Source organism: Nocardia sp. NPDC055321, assembly GCF_053645575.1.
On the sequence record NZ_JBSHMS010000019.1, the window covers coordinates 33,327 to 56,858 of the forward strand.

General features: G+C 70.4%; 15 protein-coding genes. 10 read left to right on the forward strand and 5 right to left on the reverse strand.

All coding sequences use genetic code 11. From position 1 onward, the window contains the following. Positions 1–284: 284 nt before the first annotated feature. From ACWIGI_RS28315 to ACWIGI_RS28330, 4 genes are all read right to left on the reverse strand, one after another. The gene (locus ACWIGI_RS28315) at positions 285–1,199 is read right to left on the reverse strand and encodes a hypothetical protein (RefSeq protein WP_454205532.1); all 915 of its coding nucleotides are present in this window, start codon (positions 1,197–1,199) and stop codon (positions 285–287) included. 98 nt (positions 1,200–1,297) lie between these two features. After that, positions 1,298–2,740, reverse strand: a complete 1,443-nt coding sequence (locus ACWIGI_RS28320; protein ID WP_454205533.1) for an NAD(P)/FAD-dependent oxidoreductase — start codon at positions 2,738–2,740, stop codon at positions 1,298–1,300. 249 nt (positions 2,741–2,989) lie between these two features. Continuing rightward, on the reverse strand, positions 2,990–3,892 hold the full coding sequence (locus ACWIGI_RS28325) for a tat pathway signal sequence (RefSeq protein WP_454205534.1): 903 nt from the start codon (positions 3,890–3,892) through the stop codon (positions 2,990–2,992). 102 nt (positions 3,893–3,994) lie between these two features. Further along, the gene (locus ACWIGI_RS28330; RefSeq protein ID WP_454205535.1) at positions 3,995–4,201 is read right to left on the reverse strand and encodes a hypothetical protein; all 207 of its coding nucleotides are present in this window, start codon (positions 4,199–4,201) and stop codon (positions 3,995–3,997) included. A gap of 180 nt (positions 4,202–4,381) precedes the next feature. Between ACWIGI_RS28330 and recC the strand changes: the two genes are divergently transcribed. From recC to ACWIGI_RS28355, 5 genes are all read left to right on the forward strand, one after another. Then, the gene (gene recC, locus ACWIGI_RS28335) at positions 4,382–7,729 is read left to right on the forward strand and encodes an exodeoxyribonuclease V subunit gamma (protein WP_454205536.1); all 3,348 of its coding nucleotides are present in this window, start codon (positions 4,382–4,384) and stop codon (positions 7,727–7,729) included. A 58-nt stretch (positions 7,730–7,787) separates the two neighbouring features. Continuing rightward, the gene (locus ACWIGI_RS28340) at positions 7,788–11,675 is read left to right on the forward strand and encodes a UvrD-helicase domain-containing protein (protein WP_454205537.1); all 3,888 of its coding nucleotides are present in this window, start codon (positions 7,788–7,790) and stop codon (positions 11,673–11,675) included. A gap of 58 nt (positions 11,676–11,733) precedes the next feature. After that, positions 11,734–13,620 carry an exodeoxyribonuclease V subunit alpha gene (gene recD, locus ACWIGI_RS28345; RefSeq protein ID WP_454205538.1) on the forward strand — a complete coding sequence of 629 codons (1,887 nt, stop codon included), beginning with the start codon at positions 11,734–11,736 and terminating at the stop codon, positions 13,618–13,620. 143 nt (positions 13,621–13,763) lie between these two features. After that, positions 13,764–14,612: an alpha/beta fold hydrolase gene (locus ACWIGI_RS28350; protein WP_454205539.1), complete on the forward strand. Its 849-nt coding sequence runs from the start codon at positions 13,764–13,766 to the stop codon at positions 14,610–14,612. Positions 14,613–14,721: 109 nt separating this feature from the next. After that, a complete protein-coding gene (locus tag ACWIGI_RS28355) occupies positions 14,722–16,200 on the forward strand; it encodes a flavin-containing monooxygenase (protein WP_454205540.1) in 1,479 nt (492 codons plus the stop codon). Here the strand turns inward: ACWIGI_RS28355 and hutC are convergent. Next, a complete protein-coding gene (gene hutC, locus ACWIGI_RS28360; protein ID WP_454205677.1) occupies positions 16,197–16,967 on the reverse strand; it encodes a histidine utilization repressor in 771 nt (256 codons plus the stop codon). The genes ACWIGI_RS28355 and hutC overlap by 4 nt on opposite strands. Before the next feature lie 222 nt (positions 16,968–17,189). Between hutC and hutU the strand changes: the two genes are divergently transcribed. The 5 genes from hutU to ACWIGI_RS28385 all read left to right on the forward strand — a co-directional run bounded on the left by hutU (position 17,190) and on the right by ACWIGI_RS28385 (position 23,501). Further along, a complete protein-coding gene (gene hutU / locus ACWIGI_RS28365; protein WP_454205541.1) occupies positions 17,190–18,866 on the forward strand; it encodes a urocanate hydratase in 1,677 nt (558 codons plus the stop codon). A 34-nt stretch (positions 18,867–18,900) separates the two neighbouring features. After that, a complete protein-coding gene (locus ACWIGI_RS28370; protein ID WP_454205542.1) occupies positions 18,901–20,331 on the forward strand; it encodes a purine-cytosine permease family protein in 1,431 nt (476 codons plus the stop codon). Positions 20,332–20,344: 13 nt separating this feature from the next. Continuing rightward, positions 20,345–21,529, forward strand: coding sequence for an imidazolonepropionase (hutI, locus tag ACWIGI_RS28375; RefSeq protein WP_454205543.1), 1,185 nt, complete (start codon positions 20,345–20,347; stop codon positions 21,527–21,529). Positions 21,530–21,564: 35 nt separating this feature from the next. Next, positions 21,565–22,524, forward strand: a complete 960-nt coding sequence (gene hutG / locus ACWIGI_RS28380; protein WP_454205678.1) for a formimidoylglutamase — start codon at positions 21,565–21,567, stop codon at positions 22,522–22,524. Between the two features lie 257 nt (positions 22,525–22,781). After that, a complete protein-coding gene (locus ACWIGI_RS28385) occupies positions 22,782–23,501 on the forward strand; it encodes a hypothetical protein (protein WP_454205544.1) in 720 nt (239 codons plus the stop codon). Positions 23,502–23,532 lie beyond the last annotated feature (31 nt).

The following is a 23,532-nucleotide window of genomic DNA, read 5'->3' on the forward strand; positions in this document are numbered from 1 at the left end:
GCGGTGCTTACCTGCGGCCATTACGACCTTTCTTCCGGGGGGACATCGACGCCCGACATTCGGACCCGTCGGTCAACCGGATTGGTGGTCGAATCGAACTATCGGAATCGTCCGTATTGCCGAAAGTTAGCTAAATTCGGCACAATTCACGCAATAGGGCCGGAATCCCCGCTGGGGGATCCCGGCCCGGATGCGATTGCAATCACTCGGGCGTTGCTGCCGGTTCGATAGAACCGGTTATCGGCGCCCGAGCACACGCCTGCCGGCGAATTCGATCGATGGGACTACCCCGCTGGCACGACCTCTGCCGGCGCCATGACGCCGTTGGCCGCGCCGACCGCCGCGCCGATGCCCGCGCCGACCGCAGCCGCGGGGACTGCGACGAGCGCGACCGCCGCGGTGGCCCCGATGGTCGGGCCGAAGAACCAGCCGAAGGGCGCGAACGGCGTACCGGCCAGCGCGCCGACCAGTCCGCCCATGGCCGCCGCGGCGATCTCCACGGGCGCGGCCACACCGACGCCCACGACCGCGCCGACCGCGGCGTTGCCGATGGTCTGGGCCGCGATGCGATCCGAGCGGCTGGCCTCGAAGCCCGCCGAATCCAGGCTCGCGGCCAGATCGGCCTCGGCCCGCGCGGACACGCCGTTGATCTGCGCGGCCTGCTCCGGGGTGAGCCACGTCGGAATGTCGACCTGGGTGTCACCGAAGCGCAGTTTGCCCTCGGGCGCGGCGATGGGGGCCACGGCCCGGGCCGCCGCCGGATCGGGCATGCGCAGCGCGTCGAAGTCCACCGCCGCGAGCGGGGCGTTCGGGATCTGGCGTACCCCGGTGGCGGAATCGCGCCCGACGTAGACCACCGGCGCGACCTCGGCGACGGCGGGCTCGGCCGCCACCACCTGCTCGGTCTCGGCCGCCGGTTCGACGTCGAGCGCGACCGGCGCGGTCTCGACGGCGGGCGGTGCGGCCGGGATCAGGCCGCGCAGTTCCGCCGGAACCGCGAACTGCCCGAACGGGGTGTCGAGCAGTCCGGTCTGCGGCTCGGTGGCGGCGGGCTGGGTTTCTTCTGTCGGAACCGGTTCTGCCGCTGCGGTTCCGGCGGAACCGAGTGCGGCGACCAGCGGGAGCGCGCCCGCGATGGCGAGGGAACCGATACGCCGCCGACGCGACGAACTCCGATCAACCGGTTGGCGTTTGCCCATGGATGACCTCTCTAACCGAATGTCCACTGATGTCGGGCATTCGGATCAGTCATACGGGCCGGATTGGTTAGGGGATCCCCCCGGTCGAGGTTAGGGGATTACCCCGCGCGCTGTTCCCCGGACGGACCGGTCTTGGTGTTCGCTGTGGATTTGCCATTCTCCGAAGGGGATTCGCCGCCGATTTGCTTGTGCAGCTCGAGCGCCTCCTCCGGGTCGTCCAGCGCCTCGAGTGCGAGCCGGGCGAACACCCACTGCTCGGTCGCGGCCATCTGCCCGCGGTGCCGGCCCAGGAACGAGACGAACCACTCGAAGACGGTGACGAAGCGGCTGCGGAACCCGACCAGATACCACAGGTGCAGCGCGAGCCACGCCAGCCAGGCGAAGAACCCGCTGAACTCGAGCTTGCCGACCTGGCACACGGCGTAGAACCGCGACACCGTGGCCATCGAGCCCTTGTCGAAGTACTTGAAGGGCTTGCGCGCGTCGGGCTGCTCCCCGGAGAGCCCGGCCTTGATGGCCTTGGCCGCGTAGGTGCCGCCCTGGATCGCGCCCTGCGCCTGGCCCGGCACGTTCGGCACCGACATGAGGTCGCCGATGACGAAGACGTTCGGGTAGCCCTTGATGGTCAGGTCCTGCTCGACGATCACGCGCCCGGCCCGGTCGGTCTCGGTGCCCTTGGAACGCTCGGCGAGCATCTTGCCCAGCTCGCTGGCCTGCACGCCGGCCGACCACACCTTGCACGCGGACTCGATGCGGCGGGTGCCGTCCTTGTCCTTCACGGTGACCCCGCGCGCGTCGACGTTGGTGACCATGGCGTTGAGCTGGATCTCCACGCCCATCTTCTCGAGCCGCTGGTGCGCCTTGCCGCCGAGCTTGGGGCCCATGGGCTTGAGCACGGCGTCCGCGCCCTCGACCAGGATGACGCGCGCGTCGCGGGTGTCGATGTTGCGGAAGGTGCCGTCCAGGGTGCGATCGGCGAGTTCGGCGATCTGCCCGGCCAATTCGACGCCGGTGGGGCCGCCGCCGACGACCACGAAGTTCATGAAGCGCTCGCGGGTCTCCTCGTCCTTGGCCAGTTCGGCCTCTTCGAAGGAGCCGAGAATGCGCGCGCGCAATTCGAGGGCGTCGTCGATGGTCTTCATGCCGGGGGCGTAGGTGGCGAAGTGGTCGTTGCCGAAGTAGGACTGCTGCGCGCCCGTGGCGACGATCAGGCTGTCGAACGGGGTGACGGTGTCCTGGTTGAGCAGGCGGGAGGTGACGGTGCCGCCGTCGAGGTCGATGTCGTTGACCTCACCCATGATGACCCGTACGTTGCGCTGTTTGCGCAGCACGATGCGGGTGGCGGGGGCGATCTCACCGACGGACAGGATGCCGGTGGCGACCTGGTAGAGCAGCGGCTGGAACAGGTGCGTGGAGGTCTTGGAGATCAACGTGACGTCCACGTCGGCCTTGCGCAGGTGCTGGCAGGCGAACAGTCCACCGAACCCGGACCCGATCACCACCACGCGATGGCGCTGTTCGACGGAATTATCGGTGCTCATCTAGTCCCTGCTCCTCGCCAGACGGGTGAAAGTACGACACTTCACGCCCAACGGTAGTACGGCGTGAGGTGCGACGACCAATCAGGACCAATCGGAAACCGCGTCGCAACAGCTCTATCGAAAATACAATATGGGCGGTCGCTCAGGGGCAATCTCGTGGTCATCTTGGCCGGTCGGTTCTCACCCCGGGTGCCCGGCGGTGGCCGCGACCCCGGCCGGAGCCGGGATCGCGACGTCGTCCGGTGCCGGTCAGCGTCCGGCGAAGAGCATTTTCGCGACGCGCGTCGTGGTTTCCGAGCCGTCGGTGTAGCTGCCGTCCAAGCCCTGCTCGCTCATGATGGCCAGGGTGTAGCGCTCACCGGGTCCGGCGAACCCGACCGAGTTCACGACCCAGCCGCCGTTCTCCTGCGACCAGCCGTTCTTCAGCCCGGGCTGCATGGCCGCGCCCGCGCCCCACACGCCCCAGTGCTGATTGGTGTCGACCCGGCGCATGCGATCGACCAGGTAGGCGCGATCGTCCGGGTGCATGTGGGTCAGCACGTTGTCCATGAGCGCGTCCAGGTCGGACGGGCTGCACTGCTGGAATCCCCAGTCCGGGAACAGCTTCGTCTGCTCCACGGTGGTGACCGGCGGCAGCGGCACGATGTTGCGCATTCCGTTGGCGCGGAAGGCATTCTGGAACGCCATGCGGTCCATGCCCGCGTACTTGTTCCAGAGAATGTCCGCCGCGTTGTCGTTGGAGGTGGCGAGCATGGATTCGAGCAGGGCGCGATCACCGGGATCGAGGTTGATGGCCCCGACCCGGGCGCGATTGATCAAATCCTCCGCGATGGCCAGTTTGATGGTGGACGCGGTCCAGAACATCCTCTCCGCGTGGTCATTTCGATAGATGCCGCCGGTAACTCTGTCCCGCACCACGTATCCGGTGGTGCCGGGCCTGGTTCGCAGGTAGTTGTCGACCGCGGTGATCCGGGTACTCAGATCGCAGTCGAAACCGGGCAGGCAACCCTGCGCGAGTACCGGCAGCGCACCGGCCGAGGGGACGAATACCGGTGCGGCTGGAATGAAGGCGGCAGCGGCGAGGACGCAAGCGGAGGCGGCCACGCGGGAGCGCCGGGCCATGGGGGAACGCACGCAGGGAACAATAGACATCACAATGCGGTTGGCGCACGTCTTGAGCGAAAGCAATGGATGTGATAGCGAAATTCCACTGTCACACCGGGATTCGCGAACCGCTCCGGCGCGTCGATGCGATCAGTGGAAAGCCGCTGTCAGTTCGTCGGTGCTGCGTCCGTTGAGGCGGTAGCAGTGTTCGAAGGCTTCGGTGTGCCGATCGCGCGGCCACGCCGCCAGGACCACGCCGCGGCCGTAATACCGCGAGTGCACGAGTTCCCAGCGGTCTCCGACCCGGCGGACCGTGAACCCGCGTCTGGGGACCATGGGAATCACCGACGCTGACATGCCTCGAACCAGCCTTTCCTTCACCGATTTTCCTGCCTCCCCCGAAATGCACTGTCGCATAGCACACTCGATATGCGGGGTGACGCGCCCTAGCTAATCTTCGGCGTGTGGCGGGCGTCACCCGGCGAGCCGGGGTGCCCGGTGATTGCATGTGAGTCGCTGACTGTATAAACACAGCTCGTGCACATTCATCGGGCCGAGCGTGCGGACACGCTCGCCGACGCGCTGGCCGAACTGCTCGCCGATCCGCCGGCCGATCCCTTCGCCCCCGAGGTGGTGGCCGTTCCGGCCAAAGGCATCGAGCGGTGGCTGCAGCAGCGGCTGTCCGCGGTGCTGGGCAGCGCGTCGCTCGCCGATGGAGTATCGGCCAATATCGATTTCGCCGATCCGGCGGGATTGGTCGCGGCGGTGCTGGCCGAGGCCACCGGATACGCGCCGGACGCGGATCCGTGGGCGGCCGAGCGTGTGGTGTGGACCCTGCTGCCGGTGCTCGACGCGGTGCTGGACGAGCCGTGGGGCGCGGTGCTCGCCCGGCACCTCGGGCACGGGGATCCGGCGGGGTACCGGGTCGGGCGGCGCTACGCGACCGCGGCCCGGATCGCGGCGCTGTTCGCGGGCTACGCCCAGCAGCGCCCGGCCATGATCGCCGAGTGGGCGGGCGGGGCCGACACCGACGGCGCGGGACACGAGCTGCCCGAGGATCTGCGCTGGCAGCCCGAGCTGTGGCGGCGACTGCGCGCGGCGGTCGGCGCGCCGAGCCCGGCCGAACGGCTCGAAGCGGCCTGCGCGCGCCTGCGGGCGGACCCGTCGGTGGTGTCGCTGCCGGACCGGATCTCGCTGTTCGGGGTGACGCGGTTGAGCACCGATCAGTGGGAGGTGCTGTCCGCGCTGTCGAGCGGGCGGGGCGTGCACCTGTGGCTGGTGCATCCGAGCCCGGCGCTGTGGACCAAACTCGCCGACTCCGAGGTGATCCCGAATTCCAGTGTGCGGGTGCGGCATCCGTTGCTGGCGGCGCTCGGGCGCGATGTGCGGGAGCTGCAGGAGCGGCTCGCGGGGTACGACCACATCGACACCTACCATCCGCGCCCGGACGCGGCGGGGGCGCCGGGCTCGCGCACCCTGCTGACCGAGTTGCAGGCCGCCATCCGGCAGGATCGCTGGTCGCTGCTGCCCGACCCGGGCCTGGCCGACGGCAGTATCACCGTGCACTCGTGCCACGGCCCCGCGCGGCAGGTGGAGGTGCTGCGGGACAGTCTGCTCGGGTTGTTCGCGGCCGATCCGACTCTCGAGCCGCGCGATGTCATCGTCATGTGCCCGGACGTGGAGAGTTACGCGCCGCTGGTGCGCGCGGCGTTCGGGCAGTGGTCCCTCGAGGGCGGTGAGAACGGGCATCCCGCGCACGGGCTGCGCGTGCGCCTGGCGGATCGGGCGCAGCGCGCGGTGAATCCGCTGCTGGACGTCATTGGCATTCTGCTGGAGTTGGCCGACGGGCGGGTCACCGTCACCGAGGCGCTGGATCTGGCCGCGTCCGAACCGGTGCGGCTGCGCTGCGGTTTCGACGACGACGACATCGAGCGACTGCGGGACTGGGCCGCGGAGACCGGCGCGCGCTGGGGGATCGGCCAGCGCCAGCGGCAGGCGTTCGGGCTCGGGGACTTCGCGCAGAACACCCTCAACGCGGCCGTCGACCGGATCCTGCTGGGTGTGGCCGCGGGCGAATCCAGCGAGGACTGGCTGGAATTGGTGTTGCCGCTGGACGACGTGGACAGCAACGACATCGACCTGGCGGGGCGCTTCGCGGAATTCGTCGACCGGCTCGCGGTCTGTCTGCGCGATCTGCGCGGGCCGACCCTGGAGGAGCCCGCGGGGTCCGCGCGGCCCGCCGCCGAGTGGGCGCAGGTGCTGGGGCGGGCCCTGGATCTGCTGACCGACGTGCCGCTGTCGCAGGGCTGGATGGGCGTGCAGGCCCGGCGCGAGCTCGCCGCGGCCACCGAGCACGCGGGCCGTATTCCGCTGCGGCTCACCGACATCGCGGCGCTGCTGGACGCCAGGCTGGCCGGGCGGCCCTCGCGCGCGAACTTCCGCACCGGTGAGCTGACGGTGTGCACGATGGTGCCCATGCGGTCGGTGCCGCACCGGGTCGTGGTGCTGCTCGGACTCGACGACGAGGTGTTCCCGCGCGCCGGCGGGGTGGACGGGGACGACGTGCTGGCCCGGCATCGCCGCCCGGGGGACCGCGATCCGCGCAGCGAGGATCGGCAGCTGCTGCTGGACGCCATCATGGCGGCGGGGGAGCGACTGGTGTTGCTGCACACCGGATCCGATCCGGTGTCCGGTGCGCATCGGCCGCCCGCGATTCCGCTGGCCGAGGTGCTGGACACGGTGCGCGCCCACGTCGGGGCCGGGGCCATGGACCACGTGATCACGCGACACCCGTTGCAGCCCTTCGACCGTCGCAACTTCCGGGCCGAGCGGCCGTTCAGCTTCGACACCGTCGCGCTGGCGGGCGCGCGGGCGGCCCAGCGCCCGGCCGGGCCGCGCCCGCCGTTCCTGGCGGCCCCGCTGCCAGGCGGTGAGCCCGCGGATGTGGAGCTCGCGGACCTGGTGGCCTTCGTCGAACATCCCATGCGCGCGTTCCTGTGGCAGCGCTTGGGGATTCGGGTGCCCGAGGACGCCGAGGAGATCGCCGACCGGCTGCCCGTGGAACTCGACGGGCTCAGCAAATGGAACATCGGCGAACGCATGCTGACCTCCCGGCTCACCGGGGTTGATCCGAACGCGCTGCGGGCCGCGGAGTGGCGGCGCGGCACCCTGCCGCCGTTCGCACTCGGCGCGGCCGTGCTGGACGAGGTGGAGGGCACCGTGGACCGGCTGGTGCGGGTCGCGCAGCCGCTGCACGAGATCCCGGGCCGCACCGTCGACATCGCGGTGGATCTGGGCGACGGCCGCCGGCTCACCGGCACGGTGCCCGAGGTGCACGACGACGCGGTGCTGCGCACGACCTTCTCCCGGGTCGCGCCCAAACACCGGATGGCGGCGTGGGTGCGGCTGCTGGCGCTCGCGGCCACCGGCGATCATCAGAGCTGGCGGGCCATCACGATCGGGCGCGGCAAGATGCAGCGCCCCACCTGGCAGTCCACCCTGGTCTCACCGAACGCGCCCACGGCCCGGGCCCTGCTGCGCGAGCTGGCGGACCTGCGCGACCGCGGCCTGGCCGAGCCCCTGCCCATCGTCCCCGCGGCCTCCGCGGTCTACGCCGAACGCCGCCTGGCCGGCGCCACCCCCGAGGACGCGCTGCTGGCCGCGGAACACGAGTTCGACGGCGGCAAGGACGGTCCCGGCCGCTACGGCGAACACACCGACCGCTACCTGCGCTACATCCTGGGCCCGGCCCCGCGCTTCCACCAGCTGACCGAGGCTCCCGCCGGGGATCCGTCCTCCCCCCAACCCGAACCGACCCGCTTCGGCGAACTGGCCCGCCGCCTGTGGAACCCGCTGCTCACCAACGAACACCAGGGCCAGCCGTGACGACCACCCACCCGAGCACCACGGTGCTCATCCACCCGAGCACCACCGAAAGGCGCGGATGACCGACGACCTCTTCTCGCTCGCCGACGCCCCCGCCATCCCCCCGGCCCCCCGCGCCCGCCGCGACCACCCCGCCCCGCCCCCGCCCGCCTCCGCCCCGGAGCCCCCGGACGCCCCGGACCTCTTCAGCGTCCAGGACGAGCGCACGGACTCGGGTGCCCCCCATGCCGCCGAACCCGGCGCCTCGGCACACCCGCGGCCGGAAAACCAGAATGGTCCAGCCCTTTTCGGCGTCCAGGACGACCGAGCCGACTCGGCGGTTGCGCCCGCCGCCGGTTCCGTTCCCGCGGCCGAATCGAACGATGCCGCCGCCGATCGGCCGGACGAGGAGCCGGGCGCGCCGGTTCCTGCCGGGCTCACCGGCGAACCGGCCGAACCCGACCTTTTCGGTGGCGAGGTGCTCGGTGGGGAGGGTGTCGAGGACGGCGAAACGGCGGCGGAATACGCTGCGGGGGAGATGGATTCGGTAGCGGCTGATGTGGGGCACGGGCAGGGAGAAGGGCTGTGGGGGGTCGAGGAGAGGTCGGGTGGCGGGGTGAACCCGGGTGCGGGGGACGGGGACTCGGGGGACGGGTTCTCGTTGACGGGGGCGCTGCCGGTCGGGACGACCGTGCTCGAGGCCAGCGCGGGCACGGGCAAGACCTACGCCATCGTCGGGCTGGCGGTGCGGTTCGTGGCCGAGGCGGGGGTCGACATCTCGCGACTGCTGCTGGTGACTTTCAGCCGGGCGGCTACCCAGGAACTGCGCGAGCGCACGCGGGACCGGTTCGTGGCGGTGGCGGCGGCGCTGGCCGACCCGGAGCGGGCGCAGGCGCGAGGCGACGAGCTGATCCGGCATCTGGCGCAGGCGAATCCGACCGAGGTGGCCGCGCGGCGGGAACGACTGCTGGCCGCGCTCTCGGACTTCGACGCCGGGACCATCGCCACCACGCACAGCTTCTGCCAGCGCATGCTGGACGAGCTCGGATTCGCGGGTGAGCTCGATCCCGGTGTGCGGCTGGTGGAGAGCGTCGAGGACGTGGTCTCCACCGTCGCGGACGACCTGTACCTGAGCCGGTACGCGCGCGGGGACGCCCCGTTCGGCCCGCCCGACGCCCAGCGGCTCGCCTCGGCCGCGGTCGGGGACCGGGCGGCGGTGCTCGTGCCCGACGCCGAGGGCGAGGACGACCCGGCGGGGGAACGGGTCGCGTTCGCCGCGGCCGCCCGCGCGGAAACCGCACGGCGCAAACGGCTTTCCGGCCTGCGCGATTTCGACGATCTGCTCACCCTGCTGCACGACGTGCTCGCCGATCCCGAGCACGGCGAACGCGCCTGCCGCCGGATCCGGGATCGCTTCCAGGTCGCGCTGGTCGACGAGTTCCAGGACACCGACCCGCTGCAGTGGGACATCCTGCGGCGCGCCTTCCACGGGCACACCACCCTGGTGCTCGTCGGCGACCCGAAACAGGCCATCTACGCCTTCCGCGGCGCGGAGGTGCTCAGCTACCTGGACGCGGTCGTGCACGCCGACGCCAAGCGTGAGCTCACCACCAACTGGCGCAGCGACGCCGGTCTGCTGGCCGCCCTCGAGCACCTGCACGGCGGAGCGGCCCTGGGGCACAAGGAGATCACCGTCCACCGGGTGGCGGCGACCCGGGACTTCAGCCGCCTGTCCGGCGATCCGGCGTCGGTGACCCCGTTCCGGCTGCGCTGCCTGCCGCGCACCGGCGCGGGCCCGCTGAACCGCTCCGGCTATCCCACGGTCGGGCGCCAGCGCGAGCGCGTGGCCGTCGACGTGGCCGCCGACATCGTGCGCCTGCTGGAATCGGGCACCCTGATCGATGCCGGTACCCCGTGCGAAAGGCCGCTTGGGCCGGGCGATATCGCGGTGCTGGTCCGCAATCGCAACCAACTCGACCTGGTGCGCAAGGAACTCGAACTCGCCGGTGTGGCCGCCGTTCTCGCCGGTGGCGCGAGCGTGTTCGGCACACCCGCGGCCACCGAATGGCTGTGGCTGCTGCACGCCCTGGAACAGCCGCACCGCGCCGATCGCGTGCGCCTCGCGGCGGGCACCGCGCTGCTCGGGGTGAGCGCGCAGGAGATCGATTCCGGCGGTGCGGATCTCGTGGGCCGGCTGGGCGCGGAACTGCGCGACGCGGCCCGGCTGTTCGGCCGCACCGGTTTCGCCGCGGTCTTCGAGAAGATGAGCGCGCAGACCCGGCTCACACCCCGCCTGCTGGCTCTCGAGGGCGGCGAACGCCGCCTGACCGACCTGCGCCAGATCGCGCAGCTGCTCGACGAGGCCGCCCTGCGCGAGGGGCTGGGCCTGAGCGCGCTCACCCGCTGGCTCGCCGACCGCGTTCGCGACCCGCAGTCGGGCAGTGTGGCCGATCGCAGCCGCCGCCTGGACCGGGACGCCGCGGCCGTGCAGATCGCGACCGTGCACGCCAGCAAGGGCCTCGAATTCCCGGTCGTATACCTGCCTTTCGCGTGGGACGCCGCCAAGCTCCGCAACCCCCCGACCATGCTCTTCCACGACGACCAGGGCCGCCGGGTCCTGGACGTCGGCGGTCCCGACGCCCCCGGCTACGGCGCCCGCCGCCTGCGCGCGGAGAGCGAGGAGGCGGCCGAGGAACTGCGCCTGCTGTACGTGGCGCTCACCCGTGCCGGTGCGCAGGTGGTGGCCTGGTGGGCGCCCGCGTTCGACACCCAGACCGCGCCGCTGCACCGCATGATCCTGGGCCGCGAGCCGGGCAGTCCCGTGGTGGCCGACAAGGTCGGTGTGCCCGCGGATTCGGTTGTGCTCGAGCGCATCCGGGAGTGGGCGGCGACCGCGCCGCCCGGGGTTCTGGCGATCGAACCGCTGCTGGACTTCCAGCGCGCACGCCTGGGCCGCACCGACGCCGGCGTCGCCCCCGAACCCCTGGAGGCGGCGCGTTTCGACCGCGTCCTGGATCAGGATTGGCGGCGCACCTCCTACTCGGCGCTCACCGCCGGGGCGCACGACGCCCTGCCCGCCGGGGACACCCCCGACGGCGGCGGGGTCGCCGACGAGCCCGCGACCCCGAACGTGCTGCTCGACGACGCCGAGCTCTTCGCCGCGGCCGCGCCCTCGCTCATGAACACGCTGCCCTACGGCGCGGAATTCGGCACCCTGGTGCACGAGATCCTGGAGTACGTCGACACCGACGCCCCCGATCTGGCCGCCGAGATGCGCGCGCGCTGCGAACACGCGGTCGCCGAGCAGATGTTCGACGCCGATCCCGAGGTGCTCGCGCGGGCGCTGCTCGCGGTCATGCACACCCCCATCGGCTTCGGCACCCTGGCCACCGTCTCGGCCCGGGACCGGTTGAGCGAGCTGGATTTCGAGCTGCCTCTCGCGGGCGGCGATCAGCCCGTGGCGGGCCGGGTCACCGTCCCGGCGATCGCGGATCTGCTGCGCCGCCACCTGCCCGCGGACGACGTGTTCGCCCCCTACGCCGATCAGCTCGCCCACCTCGACGACGCCCCGCTGCGCGGCTACCTGACCGGCAGCATCGACGCCGTATTGCGTATCCCCGGACCGGCTTTCGTGGTGGTCGACTACAAGACCAACCGCCTGGGCGCCGGTGACCTGACCGTCGCGCACTACACCCACGAGCGCATGGCCGCGGAGATGATGCGCTCGCACTACCCCCTGCAGGCGATCCTGTATTCGGTTGCCCTGCACCGCTACCTGCGCTGGCGCCTGCCCGGCTACGACCCCGCCATCCATCTGGGCGGCATCCGCTACCTGTTCGTCCGCGGCATGATCGGCCCCCACACCCCCGACGGCGCAGGGGTTTTCGACTGGAAGCCCCCCGCCGCCCTGGTGGTTGCCCTGTCCGCCCTCCTGGCGGGCGACGTCCCCGGATCGGAGACCCGCTGATGCCCCCGACCACGATTGCCCGCCCGATGTCGCCGCGCTCGGACGCGGGGGTGGCGCGGTGACCGCCATTCAGCTGGCGCAGCGGGGTACGGGACTGCTGCAGGTGTTCAACGCCGCCGGGGTCCTCAACGCCGCGGATGTGCATGTGGCGCTGCGGCTCACGCGCCTCGCACGGGAGAGCTCGGAGGCCGTGGTGTTCGCGACCGCGCTCGCGGTGCGCGCGGTGCGCTCGGGTTCGGTGTGCCTCGAGGTGCGGCGCATGCACGAGATCGGCGTCGACGCCGAGGGCGCCGAGGAGTCGGCGATCGACCCGGCCACGCTGCCGTGGCCGGACATCGAGCAGGTCATCGCGGCGCTGCGGGTGAGCCCGCTGGTGTGCGGGAGCGCGGCCGGTCCGCTGCGCCCGCTGCGGCTGATCGACCCGGCGGGCGGTTCCGAGGCGGGCCCGCTGCTGTACCTGGACCGGTACTACCGGCAGGAGGAGACGATTCGGCAGGTGCTGACCGAGCGCTCCACCACCCAGCCGATGGTCGACGCGGATCTGATTCGGCGCGAACTGGATCGGCTGTTCCCGGAGCAGGGCGGCCCGGGCGAGCCGCCGGACCGCCAGCGCCTGGCCGCCGCGCTGGCGACCACCCAGTGGACCACCGTCGTCGCGGGCGGTCCCGGCACCGGCAAGACCCACACCATCGCCCGGGTGCTCGCCCTGCTGGTCGCCCACCAGGCGGCTATTCCGGGCGCACCCGCCCTGCGCATCGCCCTGGCCGCGCCCACCGGCAAGGCCGCCGCGCGCCTGCAGGAATCGGTGCGCGAGCAGGCCGGCGACATCGGCCTGCCCGAACTCACCGCCGCCACCCTGCACCGGCTGCTGGGCTGGCAGCGCGGCGGCGCGGGCCGCTTCAAGCACAACGAGTTCAACCGCCTGCCCTACGACGTCATCGTGGTGGACGAGACCTCCATGGTGTCGCTGACCATGATGAGCCGCCTGCTCCCGGCGGTGCGCCCCGACGCGCGCCTGGTGCTGGTCGGCGACCCGGACCAGCTGGCCTCGGTCGACGCCGGCGCCGTACTCGCCGACCTGGTGGCCGGACCGATTGCCGGACAGGCGAATCCGGCCCTGGAACAGATTCTCGGCGGCGATCTGCGCGCCACCGCCGCGCACCCGGACGCCCTGTCCGGTCGCGAACGCGAGCGCCTGCGCGGCGGGATCGTCCGTCTCACCCGGGGCCGCCGCTTCGGCGGAAAGATCGCCGAACTGGCCGTGGCCGTGCGCGCCGGTGACGCCGACACGGCCATGGACCTGCTCGTCGCGGGCGGCGCCGAACTCTCGCTGCACACCCCCGAGGACATCGCGGAGGTGCGCGCCGATGTGCTGCGCGCGGCCCGCTCCGCCACCGACGCCGCCGTCGCGGGCGACGCCACCGCGGCGCTCACCGCCCTGGAATCGCATCGCCTGCTCTGCGCTCATCGCCAGGGCCCCTTCGGCGTCGAACGCTGGGACCGGCTGGCCGCGAGCTGGGCCGCGGCGGCGGGCATCAGCACCGATCCCGGTCCGGGGCACTGGTATCCGGGTCAACCGCTGCTGGTCACCGCCAACGATCACGAGGCGCGCATCTACAACGGCGACACCGGCGTCATCGTGCGCGCGCCCGACGGCACGCTGCGCGCGGCGCTGCAGCGCGGCACCGAGCCGTATCTGGTGCATCCCACCCAGTTCCCGGGCGTCACGACGGTGTACGCCATGACGATTCACCGCAGCCAGGGCAGCCAGTACGACAACGTCTCGGTGGTGCTGCCCGGCCCGGAATCCACGCTGCTCACCCGAGAGTTGCTGTACACGGCCATCACCCGGGCCCGGCGGCACGTGCGGGTGCTGGGCACCGAGGAATCGATCCGCGCGGCAATCGGCCGGCGAGTGCTGCGCGCCAGCGGTCTGCGGGCCTGACATTCCGCGGACACACCGGTGCGGGGGTACGAGGTCGGCGAGTTCTTTCCCGGCCTCGATCGCAGGCGTAGCGTGGTGCTCCGAATTGCCGTTGTCGCGCGTGGAATTCGAGGCCCGCGCGCCACTCGCCGGAAGGTTTGCAGATGGGTGACACCGAACCGGAAATCGATCAGGTCGCCGACACCGTTATTTCCGCGGACGGCACCCGGGTCGAATATCTGACCGTCGGTGACGGTCCCGCGGTGATCGTGGTTCCGGGCGCACTAACCCTGGCTGTCGGATTCGCCCGTTTCTCGGGCGCATTGAGCACCGGATTCACCGTGCACACCATCCAGCGGCGCGGGCGCGGGGGGAGCGGTCCGCAAAGTCCGGATTACACGATCGCCGACGACGTCGCGGATATCGCCGCGCTGCAGGCGAAAACGGGTGCGGCGCTCGTGGTCGGGCACAGTTACGGTGGTCTCGTCGCCCTGGAATCCGCGCGCCGCAATTCCGGCGTCGAGCGTCTGGCCCTCTACGAACCCGGTGTCTCCATCGCCGGTTCGCTGCCCGCGGACTGGATGCCCGCGTTCGAGAAATACCTCGCCGAGGACAAACCGGTCGACGCGTTCGTCGAATTCGTCCGCGCCCTGGGTCCGGACATCGTGCGCAAGATGCCGCGCTGGGCGCTGCGCCGCATGATGCCCATGGCCATGAAGGGCCCGGAAAAGGATGCGATATTCGGCCAACTGGCCGAGTGCCTGCGCGAACACCGGGAAATCGTGCGCCTGAACGACACCTATGCCAACTACGCCGAGGTCACCGCGGAAACCCTGCTGCTGGACGGCGACAAGGATCGCCACGCGTTCATCGAACCCAATCACGAACTCCTCGCGTCAACCATCCCGCGCTGCGAACGCCACACCATTCCGGGCGTGGACCACTTCGGAATCGACAAGGGCGATCCCGAACGGGTGGCCGGCGTCATCGGGGAGTTCTTCTCCCGCAGGTGAGCAGGCCGTGGAGTGGACGGGTGGATACTGAAATCGGATACGCCGGTGTCCCCGGCCGGGTTCGGTTGACGACGAGCGCCGGATTCATGCGATTCGAAGGGTTGTACCGATGAGCGCTACACCCGAGCACGTCGATGTGCTCATTGTCGGGGCGGGATTGTCCGGGGTGGGGGCGGCGCACCACCTGCAAGAAGCCTTCCCGGGCCGCACCTACGCCATCCTGGAGATGCGCGACGCGCTCGGCGGCACCTGGGATCTGTTCCGCTACCCCGGGATTCGCTCGGATTCGGACATGTTCACCCTCGGCTACCGGTTCCGGCCCTGGCTGGGTGACAAGGCCATCGCCGACGGCGAGTCGATCCTGAACTACGTGCGTGACACCGCGTCCGAGGCCGGGATCGACGCGCACATCCGCTACCGGCACCGCGTCGTGCGCGCGGAATGGTCGAGTGCGCACAATCGCTGGACGGTGACGGCCGACCATGACGGCACCCCGGTGACCATCACCGCCGGATTCCTGTTCAGCTGTTCGGGCTACTACCGCTACGACCGGGGATACACCCCCGAATTCCCCGGTACGGACCGCTTTCCGGGTCCCATCGTGCACCCCCAGCACTGGCCCGAGGACCTGGAGGTGGAGGGCAAACGGGTCGTCATCATCGGTTCGGGCGCGACCGCGGTCACCCTCGGCCCGGCCCTGACCGCCCGCGGCGCGCACGTGAGCCTGCTGCAGCGCTCACCCTCGTACATCATCTCCATGCCCGCCCGCGACGCCTTCGCCGATCGGGTGCGGCGGGTGCTGCCCGCCCGGGCCGCCTACACCCTGGCGCGCGCCAAGAACGTGGTCTTCTCCACGATCATGTACCAGGTGTCCCAGCGCTATCCGAAGCGGATGCGGGCCTGGATCCACGGTCTGCAGGAGCGCTGGCTGCCCGCGGGATACGACATCGACACCCACTTCAATCCCGCGTACGACCCGTGGGATCAGCGACTGTGCCTGGTACCCAACGGCGATCTCTTCCGCGCGATCCGGCACGGCACGCTGGACATGGTCACCGACCGCATCGACACGTTCACCGAAACCGGTCTGGACCTCGCCTCGGGCGCCCGGCTCGACGCCGACGTCATCATCACCGCGACGGGTCTGAACCTGGTGGTGTTCGGCGGGGTCGACTTGGTCGTGGACGGCCGCACCGTCGATCTGCCCGAGGCCATGGCCTACAAGGCCATGATGCTGTCCGACGTCCCCAACTTCGCCTTCATCATCGGGTATACCAACGCCTCCTGGACCCTCAAGGCGGATCTGGTGTGCGAGCACGTGGTTCGCCTGCTGCGCCACATGGACGCCAACGGCTACGCGACGGCCACCCCGGTCCGCGATCCCAGCGTCGGCACCGCGCCGTTCATGGACTTCGAACCCGGCTACGTCCTGCGCGCCCTGGACCGTCTGCCCAAACAGGGCGACCGCGCACCCTGGAAACTCACCATGAACTACCTGCGCGATGTTCCGAAACTCCGCTACGGCCGCGTCACCGATCCGGCCCTGCGTTTCGACCGGGCGCCCGCGAAAGCCGGCTCACCCCACTAGCGTTCGAACACGCCCTCGAGGCGGTTGCGCGAGCCCGGATGTACCAGCCGCGCGACACTGACCAGCCCGGTCTCGGACCAGGTGCGCCGCCGGATCAGCAGGCACGGTTCGGCGGCGTCGATCGAGAGCAGGCGGGTCTCCTCGGCGCCGGCCAGCACGGCCTCCACCACGTGCTCGCCGCGCACCAGCGGGGCCACCCTGCTGAGATAGTCGTTCGGTGTGGTGGCGGTGAAATCCTGGCCCAGGTAGTCCGGCGCCTGCACCGGATTCACGTATCTGTCCTCCACCTGGATCGGGACGTCGTCCTCGAAGTGCACCAGGATCGAATGAAAAGCTGTGGGCCCGATGGACTCCCGCAGGAACGGCTGCCCGGCGTCGAGCTGTTCCGCACGCACCAGCACCACCTCGGTGCGGTGCCGATGCCCGCGCCGGGCGATCTCGTCGGCGATGTTGCGCACCTCGAACAGCGGTGAGGGCTTCTTGGTTTCGGCCACGAACGTGCCGACGCCCATCATGCGCACGATCAACCCCTCGGCGGTGAGTTCGCGCAGCGCCCGGTTGATGGTCATGCGCGAGAGCCCGAGCGCGGCCACGAACTGGTGCTCGGACGGCAGCTGATCGCCCTCGCGCCAGCGCCCCGCCCGGATCTGCGCCGCCACCAGCAGCTTGATCCGCTCGTACGCGGGCGCCGACTCCCCGCCCGCCGCCGCGTACAGGTCGGTGAGCGAGGTGTCACCCGTGCCGTTCGAACTCGCGACCGTCGCCATGCCCCTGTACTGCTCCCTACCCGATACCAGCGCTCCGACCACGACCGCCGCGCACCCGGCCGTGTCGATCATGCAGCCTACCGGCCGCTATCGCGCCGCCTTGACAGTTGTATAGACAGGACTATACAACTGGTGCGGAATGCGATCCAGCACACATCGACGGGCCGCCGGAGAACGGGGTCACACGGTTCGGCTGTGCGCCCGACGAGACCGAGGACAACCATGGACATCACTTCCCCCGGGCACGAGGCCCGTCCCGTGCGCGCACCCCGCGGCCCCGAGCTGACCACCCTGGGCTGGCAGCAGGAGGGCGCGCTGCGCATGCTCATGAACAATCTCGACCCCGAGGTCGCCGAACATCCGGACAGCCTGGTCGTCTACGGCGGCACCGGCCGCGCCGCCCGCAGCTGGGCCGCCTTCGACGCCATGGTCGCCACCCTGAAGACGCTGAAGAGCGACGAGACCATGCTGGTGCAGTCCGGCAAACCGGTCGGGGTGTTCCGCACCAGCGAGTGGGCCCCGCGCGTGCTCATCGCCAATTCGAACCTGGTGGGGGACTGGGCGAACTGGGAGGAGTTCCGCAGGCTCGAGGAACTCGGGCTCACCATGTACGGCCAGATGACCGCCGGCTCCTGGATCTACATCGGCACCCAGGGCATCCTGCAGGGCACCTACGAGACCTTCGGGGCCATCGCGCGCAAGCGATTCGGCGGCTCGCTCGCCGGAACCATCACCCTCACCGCGGGTCTCGGCGGCATGGGCGGCGCGCAGCCGCTGGCGGTCACCATGAACGAGGGCGTGGCCATCTGCGTCGACTGCGACGTCACCCGCATCGACCGCCGGATCGCGCACCGCTACCTGGACGTCAAGGCCGACGACCTGGACCACGCGCTGGAACTGGCGATCGCCGCCCGCGATGCCCGCCGCCCGCTGTCCATCGGCGTGGAAGGCAATGCGGCGGAGGTCTTTCCGGCCCTGCTCGACCGCGAAGCGCCCCTGGACATCGTCACCGACCAGACCTCCGCGCACGACCCGCTCGCGTACCTGCCCATCGGCGTCGACTTCGCCGACATGAAGACCGTCGCCGAGAAGGACCCGGTGTGGTTCACCGAGCAGGCGCAGCTGTCCATGGCCGCGCACGTGCGCGCGATGGTCGGGTTCCTCGATCGCGGCGTCGAGGTCTTCGACTACGGCAACTCCATTCGCGACGAGGCCCGCAAGGGCGGCTACGACCGCGCCTTCGATTTCCCCGGCTTCGTGCCCGCCTACATCCGGCCGCTGTTCGAGGAGGGGCTGGGCCCGTTCCGCTGGGCCGCGCTCTCGGGCGATCCGGCCGATATCGCCGCGACCGATCGCGCCATCCTCGAACTGTTCCCGGACAACGCGCACCTGCGCCGCTGGATCACCATGGCGGGGGAGAAGGTCGCCTTCGAGGGCCTGCCCGCGCGCATCTGCTGGCTCGGCTACGGCGAACGGCATCTGGCCGGGCTCAAATTCAACGAGATGGTCTCCAGCGGTGAGCTTTCCGCGCCGGTCGCGATCGGCCGCGATCACCTGGACTCGGGGTCGGTGGCCTCGCCCTACCGCGAAACCGAGTCCATGCGCGACGGTTCGGACGCCATCGCCGACTGGCCGCTGCTGAACGCGCTGCTCAATACCGCCTCCGGCGCGTCCTGGGTGTCGCTGCACCACGGCGGCGGCGTCGGGATGGGCCGGTCCATTCACGCCGGGCAGGTCGTCATCGCCGACGGCACCGAACTCGCCGCCCGCAAGATCGAGGCCGTGCTCACCAACGATCCCGGCACGGGCGTCATCCGGCACGCCGACGCCGGGTACGAACACGCCATCGACACGGCCCGCGCCCGCGGCGTCCGCATCCCCATGTCCGAGCAGAACTGATCCACCGCGGTCGCAGAGCAGGAAGGCCGAGACCATGACGCACGACGGTCCCGCCGAAGTCGTACTCACCCCCGAACGCCACACCATCGACGTCATTCCCGACGCCGAACGGCACGGCAGCCCGCGCAGTCAGTTCACCCTGTGGTTCGGCGCGAACATGCAGATCACCGCCATCGTGGACGGCGCGCTGGCGGTGCTGTTCGGCGCCGACGCGCTGTGGGCGATCCTCGGCCTGCTGATCGGCAACATCGCCGGCGGCGCGGTCATGGCGCTGCATTCGGCGCAGGGGCCCAAACTCGGCCTGCCGCAGATGATTTCCAGTCGCGCGCAGTTCGGGGTGCGCGGCGCGGTGGTACCGCTGCTGCTGGCGATCCTGATGTACCTGGGCTTCGCGGCCACCGGCACGGTGCTCGCCGGGCAGGCGATCTCGAAGATCCTGCACATCGAGAGCCGCGAGCTCGGCATGGTGATCTTCGGGTTGCTGACCGCGTTCATCGCGGTGACCGGGTACAAGCTCATCCACATCGTCGGGCGGATCGCGACGGTTGTCGGCATCATCGGCTTCACGTATTTGGCCGTGCGGCTCTTCGCCGGCTACGACGTGTTCGCCCACGTGGGCGTCACCGACTTCACCGTCCCCACGTTCCTTTTCGCCGTCGCCCTGGGCGCGAGCTGGCAGATGACGTTCGGCCCGTACGTCGCGGACTACTCCCGGTACCTGCCGCGCTCGACCAGCGACCGCGCCACCTTCTGGTCCACCTTCGCGGGTACGGTGCTCGGTTCGCAGTGGTCGATGACGTTCGGCGCGCTCATCGCGGCCGTGGCCGGGGGATCGTTCATGAAGGACCAGGTCGGCTTCATCGGCGATCTGGCCGGACCGGCGCTGGTGGCCATGGCCATGTACCTGGTGATCGTGGTCGGCAAGCTGACCGTCAACGTGCTGAACGCCTACGGCGGCTTCATGTCCATGCTCACCACGGTCACCGCGTTCGAGGCCCGCTCGCGCATCTCGACCACCGCGCGCACGCTGTACATCCTGGCCTTCACCACCACCGCGACGCTCATCGCCATCGCGGCCAGCGCCGACTTCCTGGCCAACTTCAAGAATTTCGTGCTGGCGCTGCTCATGGTGTTCACGCCGTGGAGCGCGATCAACCTGATCGACTACTACCTGATCTCCAAGGAACGCATCGACATTCCCGCGCTCTACGACGCCGCCGGACGCTACGGGGCCTGGAATGTGACCGCACTGAGCTGCTACATCCTCGGTGTCGTCATCCAGATTCCGTTCCTGGCGACCAAGCTCTATACCGGCCCGGTCACCGGGTGGCTCGGCGGCGCGGACATCTCCTGGATCGTCGGCCTCGTGGTCACCGCGGGCCTGTACTACCCGCTCGCCAAGCGCACCGCCAACCCGCCGGATCGGATGATCTATCCGCCGGACACCGAAATGGCCGAGGTCTGAGAGGAATTCGATCGTGGGCGCGTTCGTCGTCAGCAATATCGGCACCCTGGTCACCAACGATCCGGTGCTCGGGTCCGGGCCGTTGGGGGTGCGGCGCGAGGCCGCGGTGGTCTTCGCCGACGGGGTGGTGAGCTGGGTCGGGGACAGCGCCCGCGCCCCCGCCGCCGATCACGGTCTGGACCTGGGCGGGCGGGCGCTGCTGCCCGGCTTCGTGGAGAGCCATTCACATCTGGTGTTCGCGGGGGACCGGGCCGAGGAATTCTCGGCCCGCATGACCGGGACGCCGTACACCGCGGGTGGTATCCGCACCACGATCGCGGCCACCCGGGCCGCCGATGACGCGGCGCTGGAGGCGAATACGCGCCGACTGCTGAACGAGTCGCTGCGCTCGGGCAGCACCACGGTGGAGATCAAGACCGGGTACGGGCAGAGCACCCGCGACGAGCTGCGCGGGGTTCGGATCGCGAGCCGGTGCACCGACGAGGTGACCCTGCTCGCCGCCCACGTGCCGCCGCCGGAGTACGCGGGGCGGGCCGACGACTACGTCGCCATGGTGTGCGCGGAGATGGTCGAAGCCTGTGCCCCGTACGCGAAGTGGATCGACGTGTTCTGCGAGCGCGGTGCGTTCGACGAGGAGCAGTCCCGCGCGGTGCTGAAAGCCGGTGTGGCGCACGGGCTGGTGCCGCGGGTGCACGGCAATCAGCTCGGTCAGGGGCCGGGTGTGCGGCTGGCAGTGGAGATGGGCGCGGCCTCGGTCGACCACGTGACCTACGTGTCCGCCGCCGACATCGACGCTCTCGCCGGCGGTTCCACGGTGGCGACGCTGCTGCCGGGCGCGGATTTCTGTACGCGCAACTCCTATCCCGGCGCTCGGGCCCTGCTGGACGCGGGCGTGACCGTGGCCCTGGGCGCGGACTGCAATCCCGGCACCTGCTACACCACCAGCCTGCCGTTCTGCATCGCCCTGGCGGTGCGGGAGATGCACATGACACCGGAGGAAGCGGTGTGGTCCGCCACGGCGGGCGGAGCGAAAGCGTTGCGGCGCACCGATATCGGGACGCTCTCGGTCGGCGCGCGCGCCGACGCCATCGCCCTGGACGCACCGTCCTACCTGCATCTGGCGTATCGCCCCGGCGTCGCGCTCGTGCGCGAGGTCTTCAAGGACGGCACACTCATCACCTCGGGAGGACACCGATGACGGCGACGGATCGCGGGGACCACGCGAAAGCGGGGATGGTGACCGATGTTCCCCCCGCCCCCTGGACCGGCCGCGTCGACGGCGACGGCCCCGAACACCTGCGCTGGCACGGCGCGGTCCGCCCCTACGACGCGACGGCCCCCGAAACCGGCTGCGTACTCATCGGTTTCGCCAGCGACGAGGGCGTCCGCCGCAACGGCGGCCGCGTAGGCGCAGCCGCGGGCCCCGACGCCCTACGCTCCGCCCTCGCCTCCCTGGCCCTGCCCGCCCCCCTCTCGATCGAGGACGCCGGAACCGTGGCCGTCACCGACGGCGACCTGGAAGCGGGCCAGACACGCCTGGCCCGAGCGGTAACCACCGCCATCGATTCCGGCCGCCTCCCCGTGGTCCTGGGCGGCGGCCACGAGGTCGCCTACGGCACCTATCTCGGCGTGGCCGCCGCCCGCCCTCGCCACACCCACCCCCGCCTCGGAATCCTGAACCTGGACGCCCATTTCGACCTCCGCGCCGCCCCGCGCCCCAGCTCCGGCACCCCGTTCCTCCAGGCCCTGAAAGCCGAAGAGTCCGCCGGCACCCCGCTCCGCTACGACGTCCTGGGCATCAGCCAACCCAGCAACACGGTGGCCCTCTTCGATACGGCCGCCACCCACAATGTCCACTACCTCCTCGACGAGGCGTGCACCCCAACGAATCTGACCGCCGTCGACAACTTCCTGGATGCCTTCATAGAGGCGGTAGACCTGATCTACCTGACGATCGACCTAGACGTCCTCCCCGCATCGGTGGCCCCCGCCGTGAGCGCCCCCGCCGCCTACGGCGTCCCCCTGGAGACGATCCACCACGTCTGCGCCCGCGTGACCGAGTCCGCGAAGTTGATAGCCCTCGACGTAGCCGAACTGAACCCGTCCCTGGACGCCGACAGCCGCACGTCCCGGACCGCCGCCCGCCTGATCCACCGCGTGGTGACCCACCACGTGCCGTTGCAACCAGCCTGAGCCTCAGCGGCGGGAGTCAGGATGTCAACGCGCCAACGCACTGCCGCCGCGTCGCTCGGGAAAGAACGCGTACGGGTACGTCCCGGGCACCCGCCCTCGAGCGGCCCGGACGTCGGTGTCGATCTCATCGAACCGTCGCAACAGTTCGATGCCCCCACGCGCCGCGCCCCTCTGTGAAGATGCATTCCTACTGCCGATAACCGACTGCGGCAGACAGGCATTCATCCTGCCGCGCGGGGTCCACTACCGTCGCAACCGTGCTCTACGCGATTCTGTGGCTGGCCCCGTTGGTGAGCTGGGCGTTGATCGCCCGGACCTGGCGCGGGCGGATCATCGGTTTGCTGGTGCTGGGGGTTCTGGCGGGTGCGCAGCTCGTCATGTGGCACGCGTGGCTCGGCCGGGAGTATCAGCTCACCTCGCTGGCGGTACTGACCGGGACCATCATGTTCGTGGTTGTTGTCGGGCCGGTGCTGGACATCTTCTGGGCGCCACCACCGCCTGCGCGGTCGGCCCACGTGCGAATGGCGCTGGGGTGGCTGCTCAACGCCTCGTACATCCTGCTGTGCGCGCCGATCCTGCTCCTGTCGGCCGGTGTGGTCGGCATGTTCGGGCGATACTCGTGGGTGCCGGAGGAAGACGCCCTCGGCGCCCTTCCTGCGGGGCTTTCCCTCCAGGAGACCATCGATGGCGGCTGTACGCCCCGGTCGTCGGCCAGCAGCTGCGATCGCAATTTTGTCATCGTCGGCGAGAACCTGACACCCGACCAGACCGCCGATCGAGTCCGCTCGCACCTGGAGAGCACGGCGGGCTGGACATTCACCCCGAGCCGATCCGGGCACGCCACTACCCGTGCTTCCTGGAAGGGCGTCTGCCGCATGCAGGGCCGGGCTCTGGACCGCTACAACGCCTGCTCCTGGGTATCGATCAAGGACAGCGGGATCGTCGTGGTCCAACTGAGCTACCAGGACGATTGGTGAGCCTACTCGAGTTCCGGATCGGCCGGGGCGG